Annotated in this window: 15 protein-coding genes and 1 riboswitch; of the genes, 2 read left to right on the top strand and 13 right to left on the bottom strand. The window is 49.2% G+C overall.

All coding sequences use genetic code 11. The features are described 5' to 3' along the window. Positions 1–113 precede the first annotated feature (113 nt). The 13 genes from HMPREF1534_RS11950 to dapF form a co-directional block, all read right to left on the bottom strand. On the bottom strand, positions 114–722 hold the full coding sequence (locus HMPREF1534_RS11950) for a thiamine phosphate synthase (RefSeq protein WP_005939009.1): 609 nt from the start codon (positions 720–722) through the stop codon (positions 114–116). A gap of 210 nt (positions 723–932) precedes the next feature. Then, positions 933–1,625, bottom strand: a complete 693-nt coding sequence (locus HMPREF1534_RS11955; RefSeq protein WP_005939007.1) for a HesA/MoeB/ThiF family protein — start codon at positions 1,623–1,625, stop codon at positions 933–935. Between the two features lie 153 nt (positions 1,626–1,778). Then, positions 1,779–2,909 (bottom strand): 2-iminoacetate synthase ThiH, encoded by a 1,131-nt coding sequence (gene thiH / locus HMPREF1534_RS11960; RefSeq protein WP_005939004.1) that lies wholly within the window; start codon positions 2,907–2,909, stop codon positions 1,779–1,781. Positions 2,910–2,917: 8 nt separating this feature from the next. Next, positions 2,918–3,064 carry a hypothetical protein gene (locus tag HMPREF1534_RS20830; RefSeq protein WP_215645419.1) on the bottom strand — a complete coding sequence of 49 codons (147 nt, stop codon included), beginning with the start codon at positions 3,062–3,064 and terminating at the stop codon, positions 2,918–2,920. Between the two features lie 42 nt (positions 3,065–3,106). Next, positions 3,107–3,628 (bottom strand): hypothetical protein, encoded by a 522-nt coding sequence (locus tag HMPREF1534_RS11965; protein ID WP_005939001.1) that lies wholly within the window; start codon positions 3,626–3,628, stop codon positions 3,107–3,109. Between the two features lie 74 nt (positions 3,629–3,702). Then, positions 3,703–5,406: a phosphomethylpyrimidine synthase ThiC gene (gene thiC, locus HMPREF1534_RS11970; RefSeq protein WP_005938999.1), complete on the bottom strand. Its 1,704-nt coding sequence runs from the start codon at positions 5,404–5,406 to the stop codon at positions 3,703–3,705. Positions 5,407–5,418: 12 nt separating this feature from the next. After that, complete coding sequence (locus HMPREF1534_RS11975; RefSeq protein ID WP_005938996.1) at positions 5,419–6,192, bottom strand: thiazole synthase; 774 nt, start codon at positions 6,190–6,192, stop codon at positions 5,419–5,421. Between the two features lie 12 nt (positions 6,193–6,204). After that, positions 6,205–6,843 carry a thiamine phosphate synthase gene (locus HMPREF1534_RS11980; RefSeq protein ID WP_005938993.1) on the bottom strand — a complete coding sequence of 213 codons (639 nt, stop codon included), beginning with the start codon at positions 6,841–6,843 and terminating at the stop codon, positions 6,205–6,207. Beyond that, a complete protein-coding gene (thiS, locus tag HMPREF1534_RS11985; protein WP_005938990.1) occupies positions 6,840–7,040 on the bottom strand; it encodes a sulfur carrier protein ThiS in 201 nt (66 codons plus the stop codon). The genes HMPREF1534_RS11980 and thiS overlap by 4 nt, the downstream gene beginning before the upstream one ends. Positions 7,041–7,102: 62 nt before the next feature. Next, positions 7,103–7,200, bottom strand: a riboswitch (TPP riboswitch). A 41-nt stretch (positions 7,201–7,241) separates the two neighbouring features. Beyond that, the gene (locus HMPREF1534_RS11990; RefSeq protein ID WP_117573514.1) at positions 7,242–8,957 is read right to left on the bottom strand and encodes a sensor histidine kinase; all 1,716 of its coding nucleotides are present in this window, start codon (positions 8,955–8,957) and stop codon (positions 7,242–7,244) included. A 454-nt stretch (positions 8,958–9,411) separates the two neighbouring features. Then, positions 9,412–11,601 (bottom strand): glutamine synthetase III family protein, encoded by a 2,190-nt coding sequence (locus tag HMPREF1534_RS12000; protein WP_005938981.1) that lies wholly within the window; start codon positions 11,599–11,601, stop codon positions 9,412–9,414. 109 nt (positions 11,602–11,710) lie between these two features. Beyond that, positions 11,711–12,940, bottom strand: a complete 1,230-nt coding sequence (locus tag HMPREF1534_RS12005; RefSeq protein ID WP_005938978.1) for an LL-diaminopimelate aminotransferase — start codon at positions 12,938–12,940, stop codon at positions 11,711–11,713. A 46-nt stretch (positions 12,941–12,986) separates the two neighbouring features. Beyond that, a complete protein-coding gene (gene dapF, locus HMPREF1534_RS12010; protein ID WP_005938974.1) occupies positions 12,987–13,829 on the bottom strand; it encodes a diaminopimelate epimerase in 843 nt (280 codons plus the stop codon). A gap of 524 nt (positions 13,830–14,353) precedes the next feature. Between dapF and gltB the strand changes: the two genes are divergently transcribed. Beyond that, positions 14,354–18,832, top strand: coding sequence for a glutamate synthase large subunit (gene gltB, locus HMPREF1534_RS12015; protein WP_005938971.1), 4,479 nt, complete (start codon positions 14,354–14,356; stop codon positions 18,830–18,832). Positions 18,833–18,872: 40 nt separating this feature from the next. Next, the gene (locus tag HMPREF1534_RS12020; RefSeq protein ID WP_025066834.1) at positions 18,873–20,213 is read left to right on the top strand and encodes a glutamate synthase subunit beta; all 1,341 of its coding nucleotides are present in this window, start codon (positions 18,873–18,875) and stop codon (positions 20,211–20,213) included. Positions 20,214–20,219 lie beyond the last annotated feature (6 nt).

Raw genomic sequence — 20,219 nt, 5'->3', positions numbered from 1 at the left:
AAAGGTACGTATTATAATTAGAATTTAAAAATCGAACATTAAAAATTAATTCGCGTTTCCTTGAAACGCCTGTTTTTCAGGCAGGAATATGTGTTGTTTTTCTCTGCTTTTAGTTAATCTGCCAACTTTTTCAGTTTGCGGAAGTGTTCTATCAGCAATCGGTAGTCACGGTCGCAGCGTGTATCGAACTTATTCCACAAAGCACCTAAGATGGCTGCTCCGCCAAAGCCGAAGTCTTTTACTTCTAAAATATTGTCCACATCGATACCACCCAGTGCAATCACCTTCTTGTCTATAATGCCGGCTTTGTCGGCGGCACGAAGTTCTTCGGCCGTATATGCGGAGTTATAGTTCATCTTGGAAATGCTGTTGAATACAGGACTCAGAAAAACATAGTCACACGTCTGTTTGCGCTCCTTTACTTCGTCCAAAGAGTGGCATGAACAACTGATATGCCCTTTATAGTTTTCGGGTGGGTTGGGATTGCGGCCGTTCAGGTGGATACCTTTCAACTTATATTCATCTTTCAGGTAGAAATGTCCGTGCACCACGATGCGTTTATGATACTGTTCGGGAATCAAGGTAAGCAGCCGTTCGGCGAACATGGGCGCCGTGTCGGGTTTGCGTAAGTGGAGGGTGTCCAGTCCTTCTTCAAACAAGGCCGTGATTATTTTGTCTTCCTCCACAAAATATGTAGGGGTTGTGATTAGAATTAACTTCATACTTTCCAATTAATTGCTAAGCAAAGATAGTAATCAATATGTAATATTCCTAACAGTTTGCTGTATTTATTTAACGGTTGGGGGAGAGTCATGAATAAAAAAATCTTCGTCGACCTTCACAGGCAAACGAAGATTAAGGGTTTATTATAGTTACAAAGGTAATATAAAAAATGGATAAAGCAATACTTCACATCATAAAAGATTCTGTTTTTATAATGAGAGGATATGCGTTTCCATTGTTTTGAGGTCGATAATCCATAATTTCCCGCTTAGCACTTCACCGTATCCGCCTATTATTTTCAGTACTTCGGTTGCTTCGGTGCATCCCACTATGCCGGGAGTAACTCCAAGTACACCTTTGGGCGGGTGGGGCATGGAGAGCATTTCGTCTTCGTCCGGGAAAAAGTGGCGATAGTCCGGTCCGCCTTGGTAATTGAATACGGATACTTGCCCGTCGAAAGCACGAATGGCACCATATACATAGATTTTTCCCAACTGCACGCAGGTGTCATTAATGAGGTAGCGGGTGGCAAAGTTATCGCATCCGTCTACCACAATGTCGTATTGGCTGATGATCCCGGCGGCATTTTCTGTGGTGAGACGATTGGGGTAAGCATTGATTTGTATGGAGCTGTTCAGGGCTTCGAGACGTTTTTTGGCTTGGATGGCTTTGGGCATACCTACTTCGGCTTCGCTATAGAGTATCTGGCGTTGCAGGTTGCTGATGCTTACCACGTCATCGTCCATCAGTCCGATGATGCCTACTCCGGCGCCTGTCAGGTAAAGGGCGACGGGAGATCCCAGTCCGCCTACACCGACTATAAGGACTTTGGCGCGTTGGATGCGTTGCTGTCCTTCTTCTCCCAGTTCGGGGAGAATGATTTGACGGTTGTATCTTTCCATATTATCTAACGGTTGATTTTATCGTTTCACTCAGGTGATTAAATTTCTTCACTACGGTGATATAATTGAATGTCCTTAGTGATAAACTATCATCACTAAAGTGAAACGATTATTATGAAAGGCTGTATGACTAAGTGTAATACTATCTGTATGCTATCGTGTTGATGCAAATTGGTCAAAAGAAGCATCCCAGTCTTTCCAAACCGGTTCTCGTCCCAATGATTTCAGTGCACGTTCCACTTCTACGGCCGTGCGCTCATCGCTTACATGGAATTGCTCCAGGGCTTGCGGATAAGTGTAGTATCCTCCCGGTTCGGTTTTGCTTTCCGCACTCATGGTGGTCACTCCAAGTCCTGCCATGTTGTCGCGGATGTGTGCCGGTTCGCGGGTAGAGTAGGAGATATCCACATCGTGGTCGAAGATGCGCATGGCAAAAGTAAGTTGTGCCAGTTCACGGTCGTTCATGATGACATTCGGCTGGAAGCCGCCGTTCTCTGCCGGGCGCATGCGTGGGAAGTTGACACTGTATTTTGTTTTCCAATACTTTTTCTGAAGGTAGCGCAGATGGTAGGCCATCATGGTCACATCCGTGCGCCATTCTTCCAGTCCGATAAGTACACCCATGCCGATGGAATGGACACCTGCCTGTCCCATGCGGTCGAAACCATTTACCCGCCATTCGAATTTAGATTTCATTCCACGCGGATGATATACGTTGTAACGGGCTTTGTTGTAAGTTTCCTGAAAGCAGATGACGCCGTTCAGTCCGTGTTTTTTCAGCTCGGCGTATTCCTCGGCTTTGAGGGGCATCACTTCTATCTTCAGGTTGCTGAAGTATTTTTTTGCGATGTCCAGCGCTTTTGCCAGATAGGGAACACCTGCCTTGGCGGGATTCTCTCCTGTTACCAGCAGCAGGTTTTCAAACGGGCCGAGCTTCTTGATGGCTTTGTATTCATCTTCCATCTGTTCGGGGGTGAGGATGGTACGTGCCATCGGATTGCTGATATGGAAACCGCAGTACACACAGGAGTTGGTGCAGGAGTTTGTTATATATAGAGGTATAAACATGGAGATGGTCTTGCCGAAACGTTCTTCGGTGTATTTTTTGCTCAGTTGTGCCATCGGTTCCAGGTATTTGGCTGCCGCCGGTGAGATGAGTGCCATAAAGTCGTCTACATCACAATGTTCTTTGCCGAGGGCGCGAAGCACGTCACTCTCTGTCTTGGAGTAGATGGCTTTGGTGGTTTCCTCCCAGTCTATTTTTTCAAGTTCTTCTGAAAACATGATAGTTGTTATTTTTTTATTGTTCTGTTATTGTTCAATGAATAATAGGTCTTTTTCCCATCGTAATGGGTTGGTGATGATATAATCCGATATTTCTTCGCATGAATGCTGATTTCTACCAACCGTCCCGCTTCATTCAAATACATATTCTCCATTTACAATCTTTCCGGGATTATACATTCTGATTTTCTGATTATTCATTTCCTTATTTTCTTTAGAATGTTGTTGCGTGCACATTGTACGGCTGCGGTATAGTATTCCGGTTCCATATTCTCCAAATAGGCTTCCAGCTCTCCCATCAGTTCGGGTTCTTTCAGGCAGATAGCATATGCCAGTTTCATGCATACGGCTTGTCCGGCTACAGTCTCGGCGGGCGATAACATTCCGTTCAGGCAGAAGTCGAGAAAAGCCACATTGATGGGTTTCGGAACAGGGAGATGAAGAAGTGTGTTCAATAGCAGACGGCGTATGCCCCCATGGGGACATTGCATGGCTCGTTGCATCAGCTCTTCCCTTTTGCTTATCAATAAGGAAGGGGCGAGGATACTCAGTTTTTCACAAGCCCATGTAGCACGCCAGGCTATCTTTTCTTCTTCATGTTCGGTGAGGGCATAGAGGTCATCGAAGCGGGCAGGCGAATCCATCACCTGCTCTACTATGCTGTCTATGTATTTTCTTCCTAAAGTGCTTTCCAGTGCTTTCTTGAAATCTTCTTCCATTTGTCTTCCTATGAGGATTGTTTACCGTAGGGGCAGACACATGGGTCTGCCCCTACGGTGGATGAGAATATGATTTATTCCTTACCTTCTACATTCTTCAGGTCGCGGCTCAGCTTCATGGCGCAGAAGTTCGGTCCGCACATGGTGCAATATTCACCGTCTGTATGGCGTCCTTCATTGAAGTATTCCAATGCACGGTCGGGGTCGAGACTCAAATGGAACTGGTCACGCCAACGGAATTCGTAACGTGCTTTGCTCAAAGCATTATCACGAATTTGTGCACCCGGATGACCTTTTGCCAAATCGGCGGCATGAGCGGCTATCTTGTAAGTAATTACGCCCACGCGAACATCCTCTTTGTTGGGCAGTCCGAGGTGTTCTTTCGGAGTGACATAGCACAACATGGCAGTGCCCAGCCAACCGATTTGTGCAGCACCGATAGCCGAAGTGATATGGTCATATCCCGGAGCGATATCCGTTACCAACGGACCGAGGGTATAGAACGGTGCATTGTGGCAATGTGAAATCTGGCGTTCCATGTTTTCTTTAATCTTATGCAGGGGTACATGTCCCGGTCCTTCGATGAAAGCCTGCACATTCTTGTCCCATGCGCGAAGCACCAGTTCTCCCATAGTGTCCAGTTCGGCAAATTGAGCCTCATCATTGGCATCCTGAATACAGCCCGGACGAAGTCCGTCACCCAAAGATATGGCTACGTCATATTGTGCCAAAATATCACAGATGTCATTAAAATGTTCATACAAGAAACTTTCTTTGTCGTGCATCAGGCACCACTTGCTCATAATGCTTCCCCCACGGCTCACAATGCCGCAAAGCCGTTTGTCTGCCAGGTGCACATTCTGTCGGCGGATACCGGCATGGATAGTGAAGTAATCCACTCCCTGTTCGCATTGTTCAATCAATGTATCTTTATAAATTTCCCAACTGAGGTCTTCCACCTTACCGTTTACTTTTTCCAAGGCCTGATAGATGGGTACAGTGCCCACGGGTACGGGGCAGTTGCGGATAATCCATTCGCGTGTCTCATGTATATTGGCTCCGGTAGAGAGGTCCATCAATGTGTCTCCTCCCCATTTGCAGCTCCATACCGCCTTTTCTACTTCTTCATCTATAGAAGAAGTGGTGGCCGAGTTTCCGATGTTAGTGTTGATTTTTACCAGAAAGTTGCGGCCGATAATCATCGGTTCGCTTTCGGGATGATTGATGTTGGCAGGGAGGACAGCACGTCCGGCAGCGATTTCATCGCGGACAAATTCGGGAGTGATATGTGTCTCAATTCCCAGTTCCTTGCAATTCATATTCTCGCGGATGGCTACATATTCCATTTCAGGTGTAACGATTCCTGCTTTGGCGTATGCCATCTGTGTGATGGCTTTTCCTGCTTTGGCGCGATAGGGCAAAGCGATGTGTTCGAAGCGCAGGTGGTTCAGGCTTTTGTCGTCACGCCGCATTTTTCCGTATTCCGAAGTAATGGAAGGGAGCTGTTCCACATCTCCGCGTCCGGTAATCCAACTTTCGCGCATACGGGGGAGTCCTTTCTTCAAATCGATTTCGATGTCAGGGTCACTGAAAGGACCGCTGGTGTCATAGATGTAGACGGGAGCATTGGGTGTTGCCACTTTCTCACCGTTCACGATGTTCACGGTAGGGGTAAGGTTTACCTTTTGCATACCTACCTTGATATATGGAAACATCGTTCCGTGCATGTATGCCTTTTCTGCATGGGCGTATGCTTTTTTATCTTGTTCTTTGTCCATCATATTTAAATTTTAATCAAGAAATGAAGTTAGAGGTGATGAGGCGGAAGCAATCAAATTCTGTCCGACAATACCTAACCCTGCTTCGTAAGCACGGCGGCCGGCGATGACTGCTTCTTTAAATGCTGTTGCCATCTCTACCGGATTCCTGGCAACGGCAATGGCAGTATTGACCAGACAGGCATCCGCACCCATTTCCATTGCTTCGGCAGCATGGCTCGGAGCACCGATTCCGGCATCTACTACCACGGGGACAGAGGATTGCTCGATGATGATGCGCAGGAAATCACGTGTCTGTAAGCCTTTATTAGTACCGATGGGAGCTGCAAGAGGCATGACGGTTGCGGCACCGGCTTCTTCCAGACGTTTGCACAGAGTGGGGTCTGCCTGACAGTAAGGTAATACGACAAAACCCAGTTTTACCAGTTCCTCGGTAGCTTTCAATGTTTCTGTGGAATCCGGCAGCAGGTAACGCGGATCGGGGTGGATTTCCAGTTTCAGCCAGTTGGTTCCAAATGCCTCACGTGCCATTTGCGCGGCAAAAACGGCTTCTTCTGCCGTGCGCACTCCCGAAGTGTTGGGTAATAACCGGATATGCGGATGAATGATATGTTTCAGCATGTCGTCTTCCTTGTCATCGAGTTCGATACGTTTCATGGCTACTGTCACCATTTCGCATCCTGATGCCAGGATAGCTTCTTCCATGGTGGTGTTTGAATGGAATTTGCCGGTTCCCAGAAATAAACGGGAATCAAATTCTTGTCCGGCAATGATGAGTTTCTTCATTGTGGGTATAGTTTATTTATTGTTTATCTTTTCTATATTTATGATTCGTCTTGTTTCTTCTATGGGGTTGTCTGCACGCAGGATTGTTCCACTAAGGGCGATCCCTGTGACACCGGTTGCCATGATAGAGGGAATATCTTCGAAAGTTATGCCTCCGATGGCAACGATGGGCAGATGTATACCTGCTTCTTTCATCTGCGAGACGATAGAGCGATATCCTTCCAGTCCCAATATCGGTGAGAGGTTCTTTTTGGTGGTAGTGAATCGGAACGGACCGCAACCAATGTAATCGGCTCCGGCTTCGTAGTGCATCTTTACATCTTCAAATGTATTGGCTGTGCCACCTATGATGAAATCTTTTCCCAACATTTTCCGTGCTTCTGCTACGGGCATATCCTTTTTACCCAGATGCACGCCGTCGGCGTGTATCTTCTTGACCAGTTCTACGTGGTCGTCTATGATGAAGGTCGCACCATAATCTCTGCACAAATGTTGCAGGCGTAAGGCTTCCTGTTCTACTTCGCTGACAGGCGCATCTTTCATGCGTAGCTGAATCCAGCGGCAACCGCCTTCGAGTGCCATACATGCTGAATCGTAGTAGGAATAACTGTCGGTGAAATGTGTAATGAATTGAAGTACCATCGGTCTCATCCTCCACAGGCAGCTTTTATCACTACCAAACTGTCATTGGGTTGCAATATGCGTTCGTTCCACTCTGTGCGGGGAATCATCTTGTTGTTTACGGCGATGGCAACGCCTCTTTCGGGGAGTGCCAGTTGTGAGGCGAGTTCGGCAATGGTACATCCGTCCTTTGCTTCTGTTTCTTTGCTGTTTACTTTCAGTTTCATAAGTTAGTGATTTATGAATTTGTATGTAAATACAAAGAGTTGCTTTTAAACCGGATAGATGTGTGGCAAGAAGTAACAATCCCTTCGTCGGTACTAACCGCATCAGGTTCACAGGGTATAATCTCAGCCCGTCTGTCCGTGGGCACCCCTTTGCTTTTACGGTCGCAAAGATAAAGGAAAAGAAATGAATAATGCTATAAATCAGGCATTATTTTTTTGTTCGGCCGGGCAGACCGGCAATGTAAACACAAAACGTGCTCCCTTCTGATAGTTGCCGTCTATCCATATCTTGCCTCCCAGCTTCGTGATAATCAGCCGGGTGATGGAGAGCCCCAATCCTGTGCCTTGCACATATTCATTGAGTTTCACGAAACGCTTGAACACGTTTTCGTGTTCTTCGGGGGGAATGCCGCATCCCGTGTCGGTAATTGAGAAGACGACCGTTTCGTCGTCCTGGTCGGGCCGGATGGATAATTCTATATAGCCTTTCTTGGTAAACTTGATGGCATTGTTTATCAGATTGATGATAGCCTGTTGCAAGCGATAAGTATCCGTCGTGATGCTGATGTCTTTTTGCGGGACATCTACACGGAGTTCTATCCCTTGAGGAACTTGGGTACTGAAACTGTCCACAATGGTTTGGCAATAGGGCAGGAGCTGACAAGGTTCAAAGTGGAAATTCAGGCTGTCGCTTTCGATGCTCGATATGTCCAATACGTCATTAATCAGCTTTAGCAGCAAATCCGAGTTATGATAAATGATATCTACATATTCTTTTAGTTCCAGATTGCTTTCTACCTGTGACGCCAGTAGATTGGAGGAGCCGACAATGGCATTGAGAGGAGTGCGGATTTCGTGGCTCATGTTGGATACGAACTGGCTCTTGATTCGGTTGGCTTCTTCTGCCTTGTTCTTGGCAATTAGTAAGTTGTGTTCGGACAGTTCCAATACTTTCTTCTCTTCCCGCAGTTGCGCCTCCGATTTTTCAAGGTTCCTTTTCAAGAGGTTCAGTCTGACGGAATAAGAAATGGCAACGATGAATCCTGCCACCAACACGACAAGAAGCACGCCTGCCAATATGATATATCCTTTATATTGCTCAATGAAGGTTGCCAACGTATTGGATTCGTTGATGTATAAGGCATCAGAGGGGAGTTGCTTGTTTTCCAGCCTGAATGCCTTTATCATGTTCATGTCTATTTTGAATTCATTGGGATAACAAAAGAAGTCGGGTTTGGCGTCTATCTTCTTGTCCAGTAGGTCGTAGGCTTTCTGAGCCAGATGGATTTTTGAGTTGACGGCATCGTATCGGGGAATGTTGCCTCCGATGGCCCAATAGCCGATGCCGCTTCCCGTCAGACTGAATACGGGGAGGTTGTTCGCCAATTTGAATACATATTCGGCATTACTTATGTGAGTGACCTTTTTACTGTCATATCGCCAGACGCAGAGCATGGCCGCCGTTCGTTCCGGCAGGTTCTTCATGGCTTGTCTGGCTTGCGCCATATCCATTGTTCGTCCGTCTATATGGATGATTTGCAAGTCGGGAAAGTGTTCGGCTATTTCATTCTCTACATATTTCATTTGGCTGAGGCCGGCATAGGAATTGTCGCTGATGATGGCGATGTTCTCCGTTTGAGGGAATAAGTTGCGGATGAACTCAATATCTTCTTTTACGCCGTATTCATAATAATAGCATAGCTTGACATTGAATCCTTTCATGAATTGCAACATGTCCACTTGGCTTTTGGCGTCTGTGTTTTCTTGGTATACGGTAGTAATCCGGGGAGTGTTCAGGGTAGCGCCGTATCGTTGCGTCATCAGGCAGTAGACGGGCAATTCCTTGTATTTCTCGTCTGTCTGCGAAAAGTAACTTATCCATGCTTCCGAACCTAGAAGGGATGATAAGCTTTGCATGGGGATGTTTCTCCAGAATGAGGTCCATATTGTCTATCCATTCTGCTTGGTTTTCCAATGTCGTGCAGTTCATGGATTCCACTACGGGAGAATATTTTCCTCCTAGCTTTATATACTCGTCTACAAATTGGCTGATACTGGAATAAGTGTATTTTGTATCTGAATTATAAGAGCTGATGAAAAGTATTTCGTCTTTTGTAAAATGCTGGGGAGATACGGATGCAGTAGCGCTTCCGGCCAGCAAACAGATTATTATGATAATATAGGCACGGATTAGTCGTTTCATCTTTTAGTTGTTTCTCATTGTTTAGTGAGACAAAGATAGAAAGAAATTGCGAAATTCAGGCAGATTTGGGAGGAATAAAACAAATAAAAAAGAGGACCGTCATCCCGACGCTCCTCTTCGCAAACTTAAAACAACCAACAAAAGAAATAGATAATCTTCATGCAGTGATTATCTAATAAAAAGCAATTCACGATATTTAGGTAATGTCCACATCTGGTTGTCTACGATAAGCTCCAGCTTGTCGATATGATAACGTATCTCTTCCAGCATCGGGGCGATGGTATCGTGATAGGCAATGGCCTTTTCGCGTTCGCTCTCTATTTTGTTCGCCACTTTTCGCGCCTCCACCATGGCATCTACATGTTCGGTGATGAAGATGGTTCGCCGGGCAATCTCTTCGATGAGTTTCATGTTCTCGGCCGACAGTTGGGATGCTTTTTCCGCCGGGAAGAGTTCTTTCATTTTATACACATTGTCTATCAGCTTGCTCTGGTACTCGGTGGCTACGGGGATGATGTGGTTCATCGCCAGGTCGCCCAGCACGCGCGCCTCAATCTGGATTTTCTTTGTGTAAGTTTCCCATTTCACTTCATTGCGCGCCTCCAGCTCCTTGCGTGTCATCACGCCGGTAGATTCGAACATGGCGATGCTCGCGGGCTTCAAGTAGTTGTCGAAAATGAGCGGGCAGCTCGTTTCGCAGTCCAGGCCCCGGCGGGCGGCCTCCGCCTTCCATTCGTCCGAGTAGCCGTTGCCGTCAAAGCGGACAGGCTTGCACTCTTTGATGTAGCGGCGGATAATTTCGATGATGGCGGAGATTTTCGGTTCACCCTTTTCGATGAGCGCGTCCACGTCCTGCTTGAACCGGGCAAGCTGTTCGGCAACGGCCGCGTTGAGCGCAATCATGGCGCTGGCACAGTTTGCCTCCGAGCCTACGGCGCGGAACTCAAAGCGGTTGCCGGTGAAGGCGAACGGCGAGGTGCGGTTGCGGTCGGTATTGTCAATCAGCAGTTCGGGAATTTGCGGGATGTCCAGTTTCATTCCCTGTTTGCCTGCTAGTGAGACAAGGTCGTCGTTGCCGCTTTCTTCTATATGGTCCAGCACTTGCGTGAGCTGTTTGCCCAGGAAAGAAGAAATGATGGCGGGCGGCGCTTCGTTGGCTCCCAGGCGATGGGCGTTGGTGGCACTCATGATAGAGGCTTTCAGCAAACCGTTGTGGTGGTATACCGCCATCAGGGTGTTGACAATGAAGGTGATGAAGCGCAGATTGTCTTCGGCGGTCTTGCCCGGAGCCATCAGCAGGACGCCGGTGTCTGTACCCAGTGACCAGTTGTTATGCTTCCCCGAGCCGTTGACGCCTTTGAAGGGCTTTTCGTGCAGCAACAGGCGGAAGCCGTGGCTCCGCGCCACCTTGCGCATGAGCGACATGATGAGCATGTTATGGTCTACCGCCAGGTTGCATTCTTCGAAAATGGGAGCCAGCTCAAATTGGTTGGGGGCCACTTCGTTATGGCGGGTCTTGACGGGTATGCCCAGTTCCAGCGCCTGTATTTCAAGGTCTTTCATAAAGGCAGCCACACGGGTGGGGATGGCTCCGAAGTAATGGTCTTCCAATTGCTGGTTCTTGCTGGCTTCGTGTCCCATCAGGGTGCGCCCGGTCAGCAGCAGGTCGGGGCGGGCGGCATACAGCCCTTCGTCCACCAGAAAGTATTCCTGTTCCCAGCCCAGGTAGGCCATCACTTTCTTTACTTCCGGGTTGAAGTAGTGGCACACGTCCACGGCGGCTTTGCCCACAGCACTCAAGGCTTTCAACAGTGGCGTTTTGTAGTCCAGTGACTCGCCGGTGTAAGCAATGAAGACGGTAGGGATGCACAGGGTGTCGTCCACCACGAAGACAGGCGATGAGGGATCCCATGCACTGTAGCCGCGTGCCTCGAAGGTGTTTCGGATGCCGCCGTTGGGGAAGCTGGAAGCATCGGGCTCCTGCTGTACGAGGAGTTTGCCGGAGAATTCTTCCATCATTCCACCCTTGCCGTTGTGTTCCACAAAGGCATCGTGCTTTTCGGCTGTGCCTTCCGTCAGGGGCTGGAACCAGTGGGTGTAGTGGGTTACACCTAGCTCGATTGCCCAGCGTTTCATGCCTGCCGCCACTTCATCGGCTATGGCACGCTCCAGGGGGGCGCCGTTGTCCATGGCGTCCGTCAGTTTGGCATAGACGGCGCTGGGCAGATACTTGAACATTTTCTCGCGGTTGAAAACGTATTTGGCGAAATATTCACAGGGCCTTTCGGCTGGTGTCTCCACCGTTGCTGCTTTCTTCTTGAAAGCCGTTTCGACTACTCTGAATCTTAATTTTGACATAATACCTAAATTTGTTTAGTTGTTGATTAGTAGAGTGAATGGAAAAAACTTTTGTATCAAGTAAATTCAATGCAAGCACAAAGTGCTTCAAGGTGTTGCCATGTATTGCTCAGAGCAACCATTTTCTAATCCGTTTCATGGCTTCTTCGCAATCCGCCCGCTCTCCGAAAGCGGTCAAGCGGATATACCCTTCACCACTGGGGCCGAAGCCTACTCCCGGCGTGCCCACTACATTGGCTTCATACAGCATCTGTTCAAAGAATTTCCACGAGCTTACCTCGCCCGGCGCCTTCACCCACAGGTAGGGGGCGTTCTCTCCGCCGAAAACTTTGAGTCCTGTACTTTCCAACGCTTCTTTCATGATGCGAGCGTTAGCCATATAATACTGTATGATGGCTTTCACTTGCTTTTTGCCTTCGGGGGTATAGATCGCTTCGGCACCACGCTGGGTGATATAGGATGTGCCGTTGAACTTGGTGCACTGGCGGCGGTTCCACATCCGGTTCAGCGGAATGCGCTCTCCTTCCAGCGTGGCGGCTGTGAGTTCTTTCGGTACGACGGTGTATCCGCAACGCACCCCGGTGAATCCGGCTGTCTTCGAGAAACTGCGAAATTCTATCGCTACTTTTTTCGCTCCTTTTATCTCATAAATGGAATGAGGAATGTCCGGGTCTTGTATGTAGGCCTCGTAGGCAGCATCGTAAAGGATGAGGGTATCATTTTCCAATGCATAGTTCACCCATTTTTTCAGTTCGGCCTTGCTAATGACCGTCCCCGTGGGGTTATTGGGATAGCAGAGGTATAGGATATCTATCCTGCGGTCGGGGATTTCGGGCACGAAATTATTTTCGCTCAGGCAAGGCAAGTATACCACGTTGCTCCATCGCCCGTCTTCCAGTATCCCGGCGCGGCCGCACATTACGTTCGAGTCGATGTATACGGGGTAGATGGGATCTGTCACGCCGATGCTGTTGTCGTGGCGAAGGATGTCTCCGATATTTCCCGTATCGCTCTTGGCGCCGTCACTGATAAAGACTTCGCCGGGTTCCAGATGGACGCCGCGCGGAGCGTAATCGTTCCTGATGACGGCATCTATCAGGAAATCATAGCCTTGTTCGGGACCGTAACCGTGGAATGTCTCTTTGTTTGCCAGCTCGTCTACTGCCTTATGCATGGCTTCGATGGAAGCTTGAGGCAGCGGGCGGGTTACATCTCCGATGCCCAGGCGGATGAGATCCGTTTTAGGATGAGAGACTTTGAATGCATTTACCTTTTTGGCAATGTCCGAAAACAAGTAATTGTTTGGTAGTTTTAAAAAATGTTCGTTTACTAGTGCCATCGCTGTTATTGTTTTTATCGTTGTTTTAAGTTTTTCAAAATCAGTATCACATTTCTATTTCGCCTTCGAAAACCTTTCCGGCCGGACCAGTCATGTATACATGTCCGTCTTTTTCGTCCCAGTGGATGTGGAGATCGCCTCCGTCCATCCTTACCCACGATTTTCGTCCGGCTTTATGGTTCAGTACGGCTGCCACGGTGGTGGCGCAGGCCCCTGTTCCGCAAGCCATTGTGATGCCCGAACCTCTTTCCCACACTCTCATCCGTAGGGATTGGTCCGGCAATATTTCTACAAATTCCACATTGGTCCGCTCAGGAAAAAGCGGATGATTTTCCAGTTTCGGGCCAACCGCCGGCAAATCCACCTCTTTTATATCATCTACGAAAATGACAACATGCGGATTTCCCATGCAGACGAATGTGCCTTTGTATTCTTTTCCATCGGCCAGGATGGTTTCTGCCAGCATTCCACCGGTTTTCGTAGCTATCTGTCCGGGGGTCGATAGCAGGGGCGTACCCATATCTACGGTTACATCCTTCACCACCCCGTTGCCTGTATGAAGTTTCAGGATTTTGATTCCCGAAAGGGTTTCCAGTGTGATCACCTCCTTATCCGTCAGTCCTTTCTCGTATACATATTTGCCTATGCAGCGCGAGGCGTTTCCACACATCATGGCTTCGGAGCCGTCTGCGTTGAATATACGCATACTGAAATCCGCTTTCTCGGATGCTCCAATCAGTACCAGACCGTCCGCACCGATACCGGTATGATAAGCGCTCCATTTTCTGGCGGCTTTTATCGGATCTTGCAGCGGAGAAGACAAGGTATTTACATAGATATAATCATTGCCGGTTCCTTGCATCTTGGTAAACTTGATAGTTGTTGCCATTTTGATTAATACTTATTTGTTATAGCTTCCTTTTGCTTTTAATTCTGTGCAAATATATATCTTTTTGATATTCTATCTGATATAATTGTTTCTATTTTCTTATTTATTTTCATTCTAATAACAGATAGAAACAGAAATATTTGCTTTATCTTTCAAATTGCATCAAAACATGGGAAGATAGTTTTGAATTGTAAGTCAATAGGTCGTTATATGGTTGAGGGATGTAATATTCCTATTATTATATCCCGGTTGATTGACTATAAAGGGGGGATGCCGTCCTAAATACAATCTATCTGAATAAAAGAAATGCTCGAACTTACAATTTAAAAGTATTTTTCACAATCTGGCTTTCAATTATTAAATAGATTCGCTATATATCCGACAAAGTGCAAGACAGAGACACAAGACTACATCTTTTTATCAAAAGAAAACATTACTTCTGCATCAAAAAGAAATAAATTCCCTACTTTTGCAGAACAATATGAAATACAAACCAACATTATTATAAACTAAAGATAGCAATAATGGTAAAAATAGAGCAAACAGGTCTTTATGACGCAACCAACGAACATGACGCTTGCGGCGTAGGCATGGTAGTCAACATTCATGGCAACAAATCGCATGAACTGGTAGACTCCGCATTGAAGGTATTGGAAAACATGCGCCACCGAGGCGCAGAAGGAGCCGATAACAAAACCGGTGACGGAGCCGGAATCATGCTACAGATTCCCCACGAATTCATCCTCCTGCAAGGCATACCCGTACCCGAAAAAGGAAAATACGGAACCGGACTCGTATTTCTGCCCAAAGACGAAAAAGAGCAGGCCGGCATCCTGAGCATTATGATTGAAGAAATAGAACGCGAAGGACTTACCTTGATGCACCTGCGCAATGTGCCCACCAACCCCGCCTGCCTGGGCAAGGACGCACGGGCCACCGAACCGGACATCAAACAGGTATTCATCACCGGAGTGACAGATGCGGACAGCCTGGAACGCACCCTCTACATCATCCGCAAGAAGATAGAAAAGCGCGTGCGGCACTCGGACTTCTACATCGTTTCGCTTTCTGCAAAAAACATTATATATAAAGGTATGCTCTCGTCCATGCAAGTGCGTGAGTACTTCCCGGACCTGACGCAACCCTACTTTACCAGCGGATTGGCATTGGTACACTCCCGTTTCAGCACCAACACATTTCCTACATGGAGCCTCGCCCAACCATTCCGTTTGTTGGCGCACAACGGAGAAATCAATACTATCCGCGGTAACCGGGGCTGGATGGAGGCGCGCGAAAGTGTCCTTTCCTCTCCGGCATTGGGGGATATCAAAGACATCCGTCCCATTATCCAGCCGGGCATGAGCGACAGCGCCTCACTGGACAATGTGCTGGAATTTTTTGTGATGTCGGGACTGAGCCTGCCCCATGCCATGGCAATGCTGGTACCCGAATCGTTCAACGACAAAAACCCCATCAGTGAAGAGGTGAAAGCGTTTTACGAATACTATTCCATCCTGATGGAACCCTGGGACGGCCCTGCCGCGCTGCTGTTCAGTGACGGACGCTTTGCCGGAGGGATGCTGGACCGCAACGGCCTGCGCCCTGCCCGTTACCTCATTACCAATAATGACATGATGGTAGTGGCCAGTGAAGTAGGCGTGATGGATTTCGAACCGGGAGAGATTAAAGAGAAAGGGCGTCTGCAACCGGGAAAAATACTGATGATTGATACCGAACAGGGTAAAATATATTATGACGGTAAACTGAAAGAACAACTGGCATCGGCACGCCCCTATCGCGCATGGCTGTCTGCCAACCGCATCGAGCTCGATACCTTGAAAAGCGGACGCAAGATAGACAACCGGATAGACGGCTATGACCGTATGCTGCGTACCTTCGGCTTCTCGCGCGAGGATATAGAACGCACCCTCATGCCGATGTGCAACACAGGGGCCGACCCCATCGCCTCTATGGGTAACGACACGCCGCTGGCCGTCCTTTCGGACAGGCCGCAGTTGCTGTTCAACTATTTCCGGCAACAGTTTGCCCAAGTGACCAATCCCGCCATCGACCCTATCCGTGAAGAGTTAGTCATGTCGCTTACCGAGTACATCGGGGCCGTGGGAATGAATATCCTGATGCCCAGCGAAAGCCATTGCAAAATGGTACGCCTGCCCCATCCCGTGCTGAACAACACCCAACTGGACATCCTCTGCAACATCCGGTATAAAGGATTCAATACCGTGAAACTCCCTATCGTATTCGAGGTGAGCAAGGGAAAAGCCGGATTGCAAGAGGCCCTGAACGACCTGTGCAAACAAGCCGAGCAATCCGTTACGGACGGAGTGAACTATATCATTCTGAGCGACCGTTTTGTGGACGACACCCATGCCGCCATCCCGTCACTGCTGGCGGTTAGCGCTGTCCATCATCACCTCATCTCCGTTCAGAAACGCGTACAAACCGCATTGATTGTAGAAAGCGGCGAGATTCGCGAGGTGATGCACGCCGCCCTGTTGCTGGGATATGGCGCCAGTGCCATCAATCCCTACATGGCCTTCGCCGTACTGGATGAACTGGTGAGGAAAGGTGATGTGCAGATGAATTACGAAACGGCCGAAAAGAACTACATCAAGGCCATCCGCAAGGGCTTGTTCAAGATCATGAGCAAGATGGGCATTTCCACCATCCGTTCCTACCGGGGCGCAAAGATTTTTGAAGCCGTAGGGGTCAGCGAGGAATTGCTGAGAAGCTATTTCGGCACACAGACATCCAGCATCGGAGGCATCCGTCTGGAAGAAGTCACCAGAGACGCCATCGCCCTGCACGATACCGGATTCGCTGCAAAAGAAGTGAGCGACATTTTACCGCACAACGGACTGTTCTCTTTCCGCAAAGACGGAGAACGGCACGCCTGGAATCCGGAAACCATCTCCACCCTGCAACTGGCCACCCGGCTGGGCAGCTACAAGAAGTTCAAGGAATTCACCTCCATGGTAGATGGAAAAGATTCCCCCCTCTTCCTGCGCGACTTCTTCGGGCACAAACGAAACCCTATTGATATTGAAAAGGTGGAGCCGGTAGAAAACATCGTGAAACATTTCGTGACAGGAGCCATGTCCTTCGGCGCTATCAGCAAGGAGGCACATGAGGCGCTGGCACTGGCCATGAACAAACTGGGCGCACGCAGCAATACGGGTGAAGGAGGTGAGGACAGCGACCGCATTACCGGCACTTACCAGGGTATCTCACTTTGCAGCAAGACCAAGCAGATAGCATCGGGACGCTTCGGAGTTACCGCCGAATACCTGGTCCATGCCGAAGAGATCCAGATAAAGGTGGCCCAAGGCGCCAAGCCGGGAGAAGGAGGACAACTGCCGGGATTAAAGGTAGACGAGGTGATTGCCAAAACCCGCCACTCCATTCCGGGCATCTCGCTCATTTCCCCTCCACCCCACCATGACATTTATTCCATCGAAGATTTGGCCCAGTTGATATTCGACCTGAAAAACGTAAACCCACAGGCACGAATCAGTGTGAAACTGGTAGCCGAAAGCGGCGTGGGAACCATTGCCGCCGGAGTAGCCAAAGCGAAGGCCGACCTGATTGTCATCTCGGGAGCGGAAGGAGGAACCGGCGCATCGCCTGCCTCGAGTATGCGGTATGCAGGTATCTCGCCCGAAATAGGACTGAGCGAGACGCAACAGACCTTGGTGTTGAACGGACTCCGTGGACAAGTGAAGCTGCAAGTGGACGGACAGTTGAAAACCGGACGGGACATTATCAACATGGCCTTGCTGGGTGCGGAAGAATTCGGTTTCGGTACCACCGCATTGATTGTGCTGGGATGCGTCATGATGCGCAAATGCCACACCAACACCTGTCCCGTAGGCGTGGCCACCCAAGACCCCGAACTCCGCAAACGTTTCCGCGGACACTATGAATATGTAGTGAATTATTTTACTTTCCTGGCACAGGAAGTACGCGAATATCTGGCCGAAATGGGATTCACCCGGTTGGAGGATATCATCGGACGGACAGACCTGATTGAAATACAGCAAGCGCCAAGTGAGAAGAAATCCTCGCTGTTGGATTTCAGCAGACTGCTACACCGGGTGGACAACGGAGCTGCCATACACCATGTCATGGAACAGAAGCACGACATCGCCCATGTAAAGGATGTAACCATACTGGCCGCCGCCAGGGATGCCATAGAAAACGGAAAAGAGATTTCCCTGGAATACACCATCGCCAATACAGACCGTTCGGTAGGCGCCATGCTGGCAGGGGCGGTTGCCAAGAAATACGGGCAGGCAGGACTTCCGGAACAGACCATCCACATCAAATTCAAAGGTTCGGCAGGCCAAAGTTTCGGTGCGTTCCTGACCCACGGCATCAGTTTCAAGCTGGAAGGCGAAGCGAATGACTACCTGGGAAAAGGACTGAGCGGCGGACGCATTGCGGTACTGCCCCCCGTGCGCAGCAATTTCGATGCGGAAAAGAATACCATCGCCGGAAACACCCTGCTGTATGGCGCTACTGACGGCGAGGTATATATCAACGGACGGGTGGGCGAACGCTTCGCCGTCCGCAATTCCGGTGTGAAGGCCGTGGTAGAGGGTGTAGGCGACCACTGTTGCGAATACATGACCGGAGGACGGGTCGTGGTACTGGGAAAAACTGGACGTAATTTCGCTGCCGGAATGAGTGGCGGCGTGGCTTACGTGTGGGACAAGAACCACAACTTCGATTATTTCTGCAACATGGAGATGGTGGAGCTCTCGCTTATCGAGGAGGCATCTTACCGGAAGGAACTGCATGAACTGATCCGCCAGCATTACCTCTATACCGGCTCCAAACTGGCACGAACGATGCTGGATGACTGGAATCGCTATGTGGACGAATTTATCCAGGTAGTACCTATCGAATATAAACGAGTATTGCAAGAAGAACAAATGCGCAAGCTACATCAAAAAATAGCTGATGTACAAAGAGATTATTAATACATCACACAAATTATCAACAAAGAAATACAACAAAGATATGGGAAATCCAAAAGCATTTTTAACTATACCGCGTCAGGAAGCGGGCTACCGTCCCATCCACGACCGGATATCAGATTATAGCGAGGTAGAACAGACTCTGAACAGCCGTGACCGGAAACTTCAAGCCTCACGCTGCATGGACTGCGGCGTTCCCTTCTGCCACTGGGCTTGTCCGCTGGGCAACAAGCAGCCCGAATTTCAAGATGCCATCTACAAAGGCAAATGGGAAGAAGCCTACAAGATATTGAACGAAACCAACGATTTTCCTGAGTTCACCGGCCGCATCTGCCCCGCCCTCTGCGAAAAGAGTTGCGTGCTGAAACTGAGCATGGACTCTCCCGTCACCATCCGCGAGAATGAAGCGGCCATTGCCGAGGCAGCCTTCCGCGAAGGTTACATCAAGCCCCGGAACATTGAACGCAACGGACGGAAAGTAGCCGTCATCGGTGCCGGGCCTGCCGGACTGGCCGCCGCCAACCAGCTCAACGGAAAAGGGTACACAGTGACCGTCTTCGACAAGAATGAGGCGCCCGGCGGCCTGCTGCGTTACGGCATCCCCAACTTCAAGCTGCACAAGCCCATCATCGACCGCCGTATCCGGGTGATGGAAGAAGAAGGCATCCACTTCAAAATGAACAGCGATGTGGATGTGCGGCAACTCCCCGAAGGTTTTGACGCCTACTGCATCTGCACCGGAGCTCCGACCGCCCGTGACCTCCCTGTCCCCGGACGCGAACTGAAAGGCATCCACCCGGCACTGGACATGCTGGCGCAACAAAACCGTATCCTTGCCGGCATGACGTTCCCGAAAGAGCAACTGGTTACTGCCAAAGGGAAGAAGGTACTGGTCATCGGCGGAGGGGATACCGGCAGTGACTGCATAGGGACCAGCAACCGGCAAGGCGCCGTAAGCGTCACCCAAATAGAAATCATGCCCCAGCCGCCCGTAGGACAGAATCCTGCCACTCCATGGCCCCAATTCCCCATCGTACTGAAAACCACCTCTTCCCACGAAGAAGGGTGCAGCCGCCTATGGTCTCTCGCCACCCGTAAGTTTTTAGGCAAAAACGGTAAGGTTTGCGGTGTGGAAGTGGAACAGGTGGAATGGACTCCCGGTCCCGACAGCGGCCGCCCTGCCATGAAACCCACCGGAAAGGTGGAAGTGATTGAAGCCGACCTGGTTCTTCTGGCAATGGGCTTCCTAAAGCCCGAACATCCCCAATTCGCCGAGAACGTATTCGTAGCCGGCGATGCGGCAAGCGGAGCCAGCCTGGTGGTACGAGCCATTGCCAGCGGACGGAAAGCGGCAACGGACATAGACAGTTATCTCAATAAATAAATCAAC

The sequence above is a fragment of the Phocaeicola massiliensis B84634 = Timone 84634 = DSM 17679 = JCM 13223 genome (genome assembly GCF_000382445.1).
GTDB classification, from domain to species: Bacteria; Bacteroidota; Bacteroidia; order Bacteroidales; family Bacteroidaceae; genus Phocaeicola; species Phocaeicola massiliensis.
Note: the sequence above shows the minus strand (reverse complement) of the source record. Positions and strands in the feature narration are given on the sequence as shown.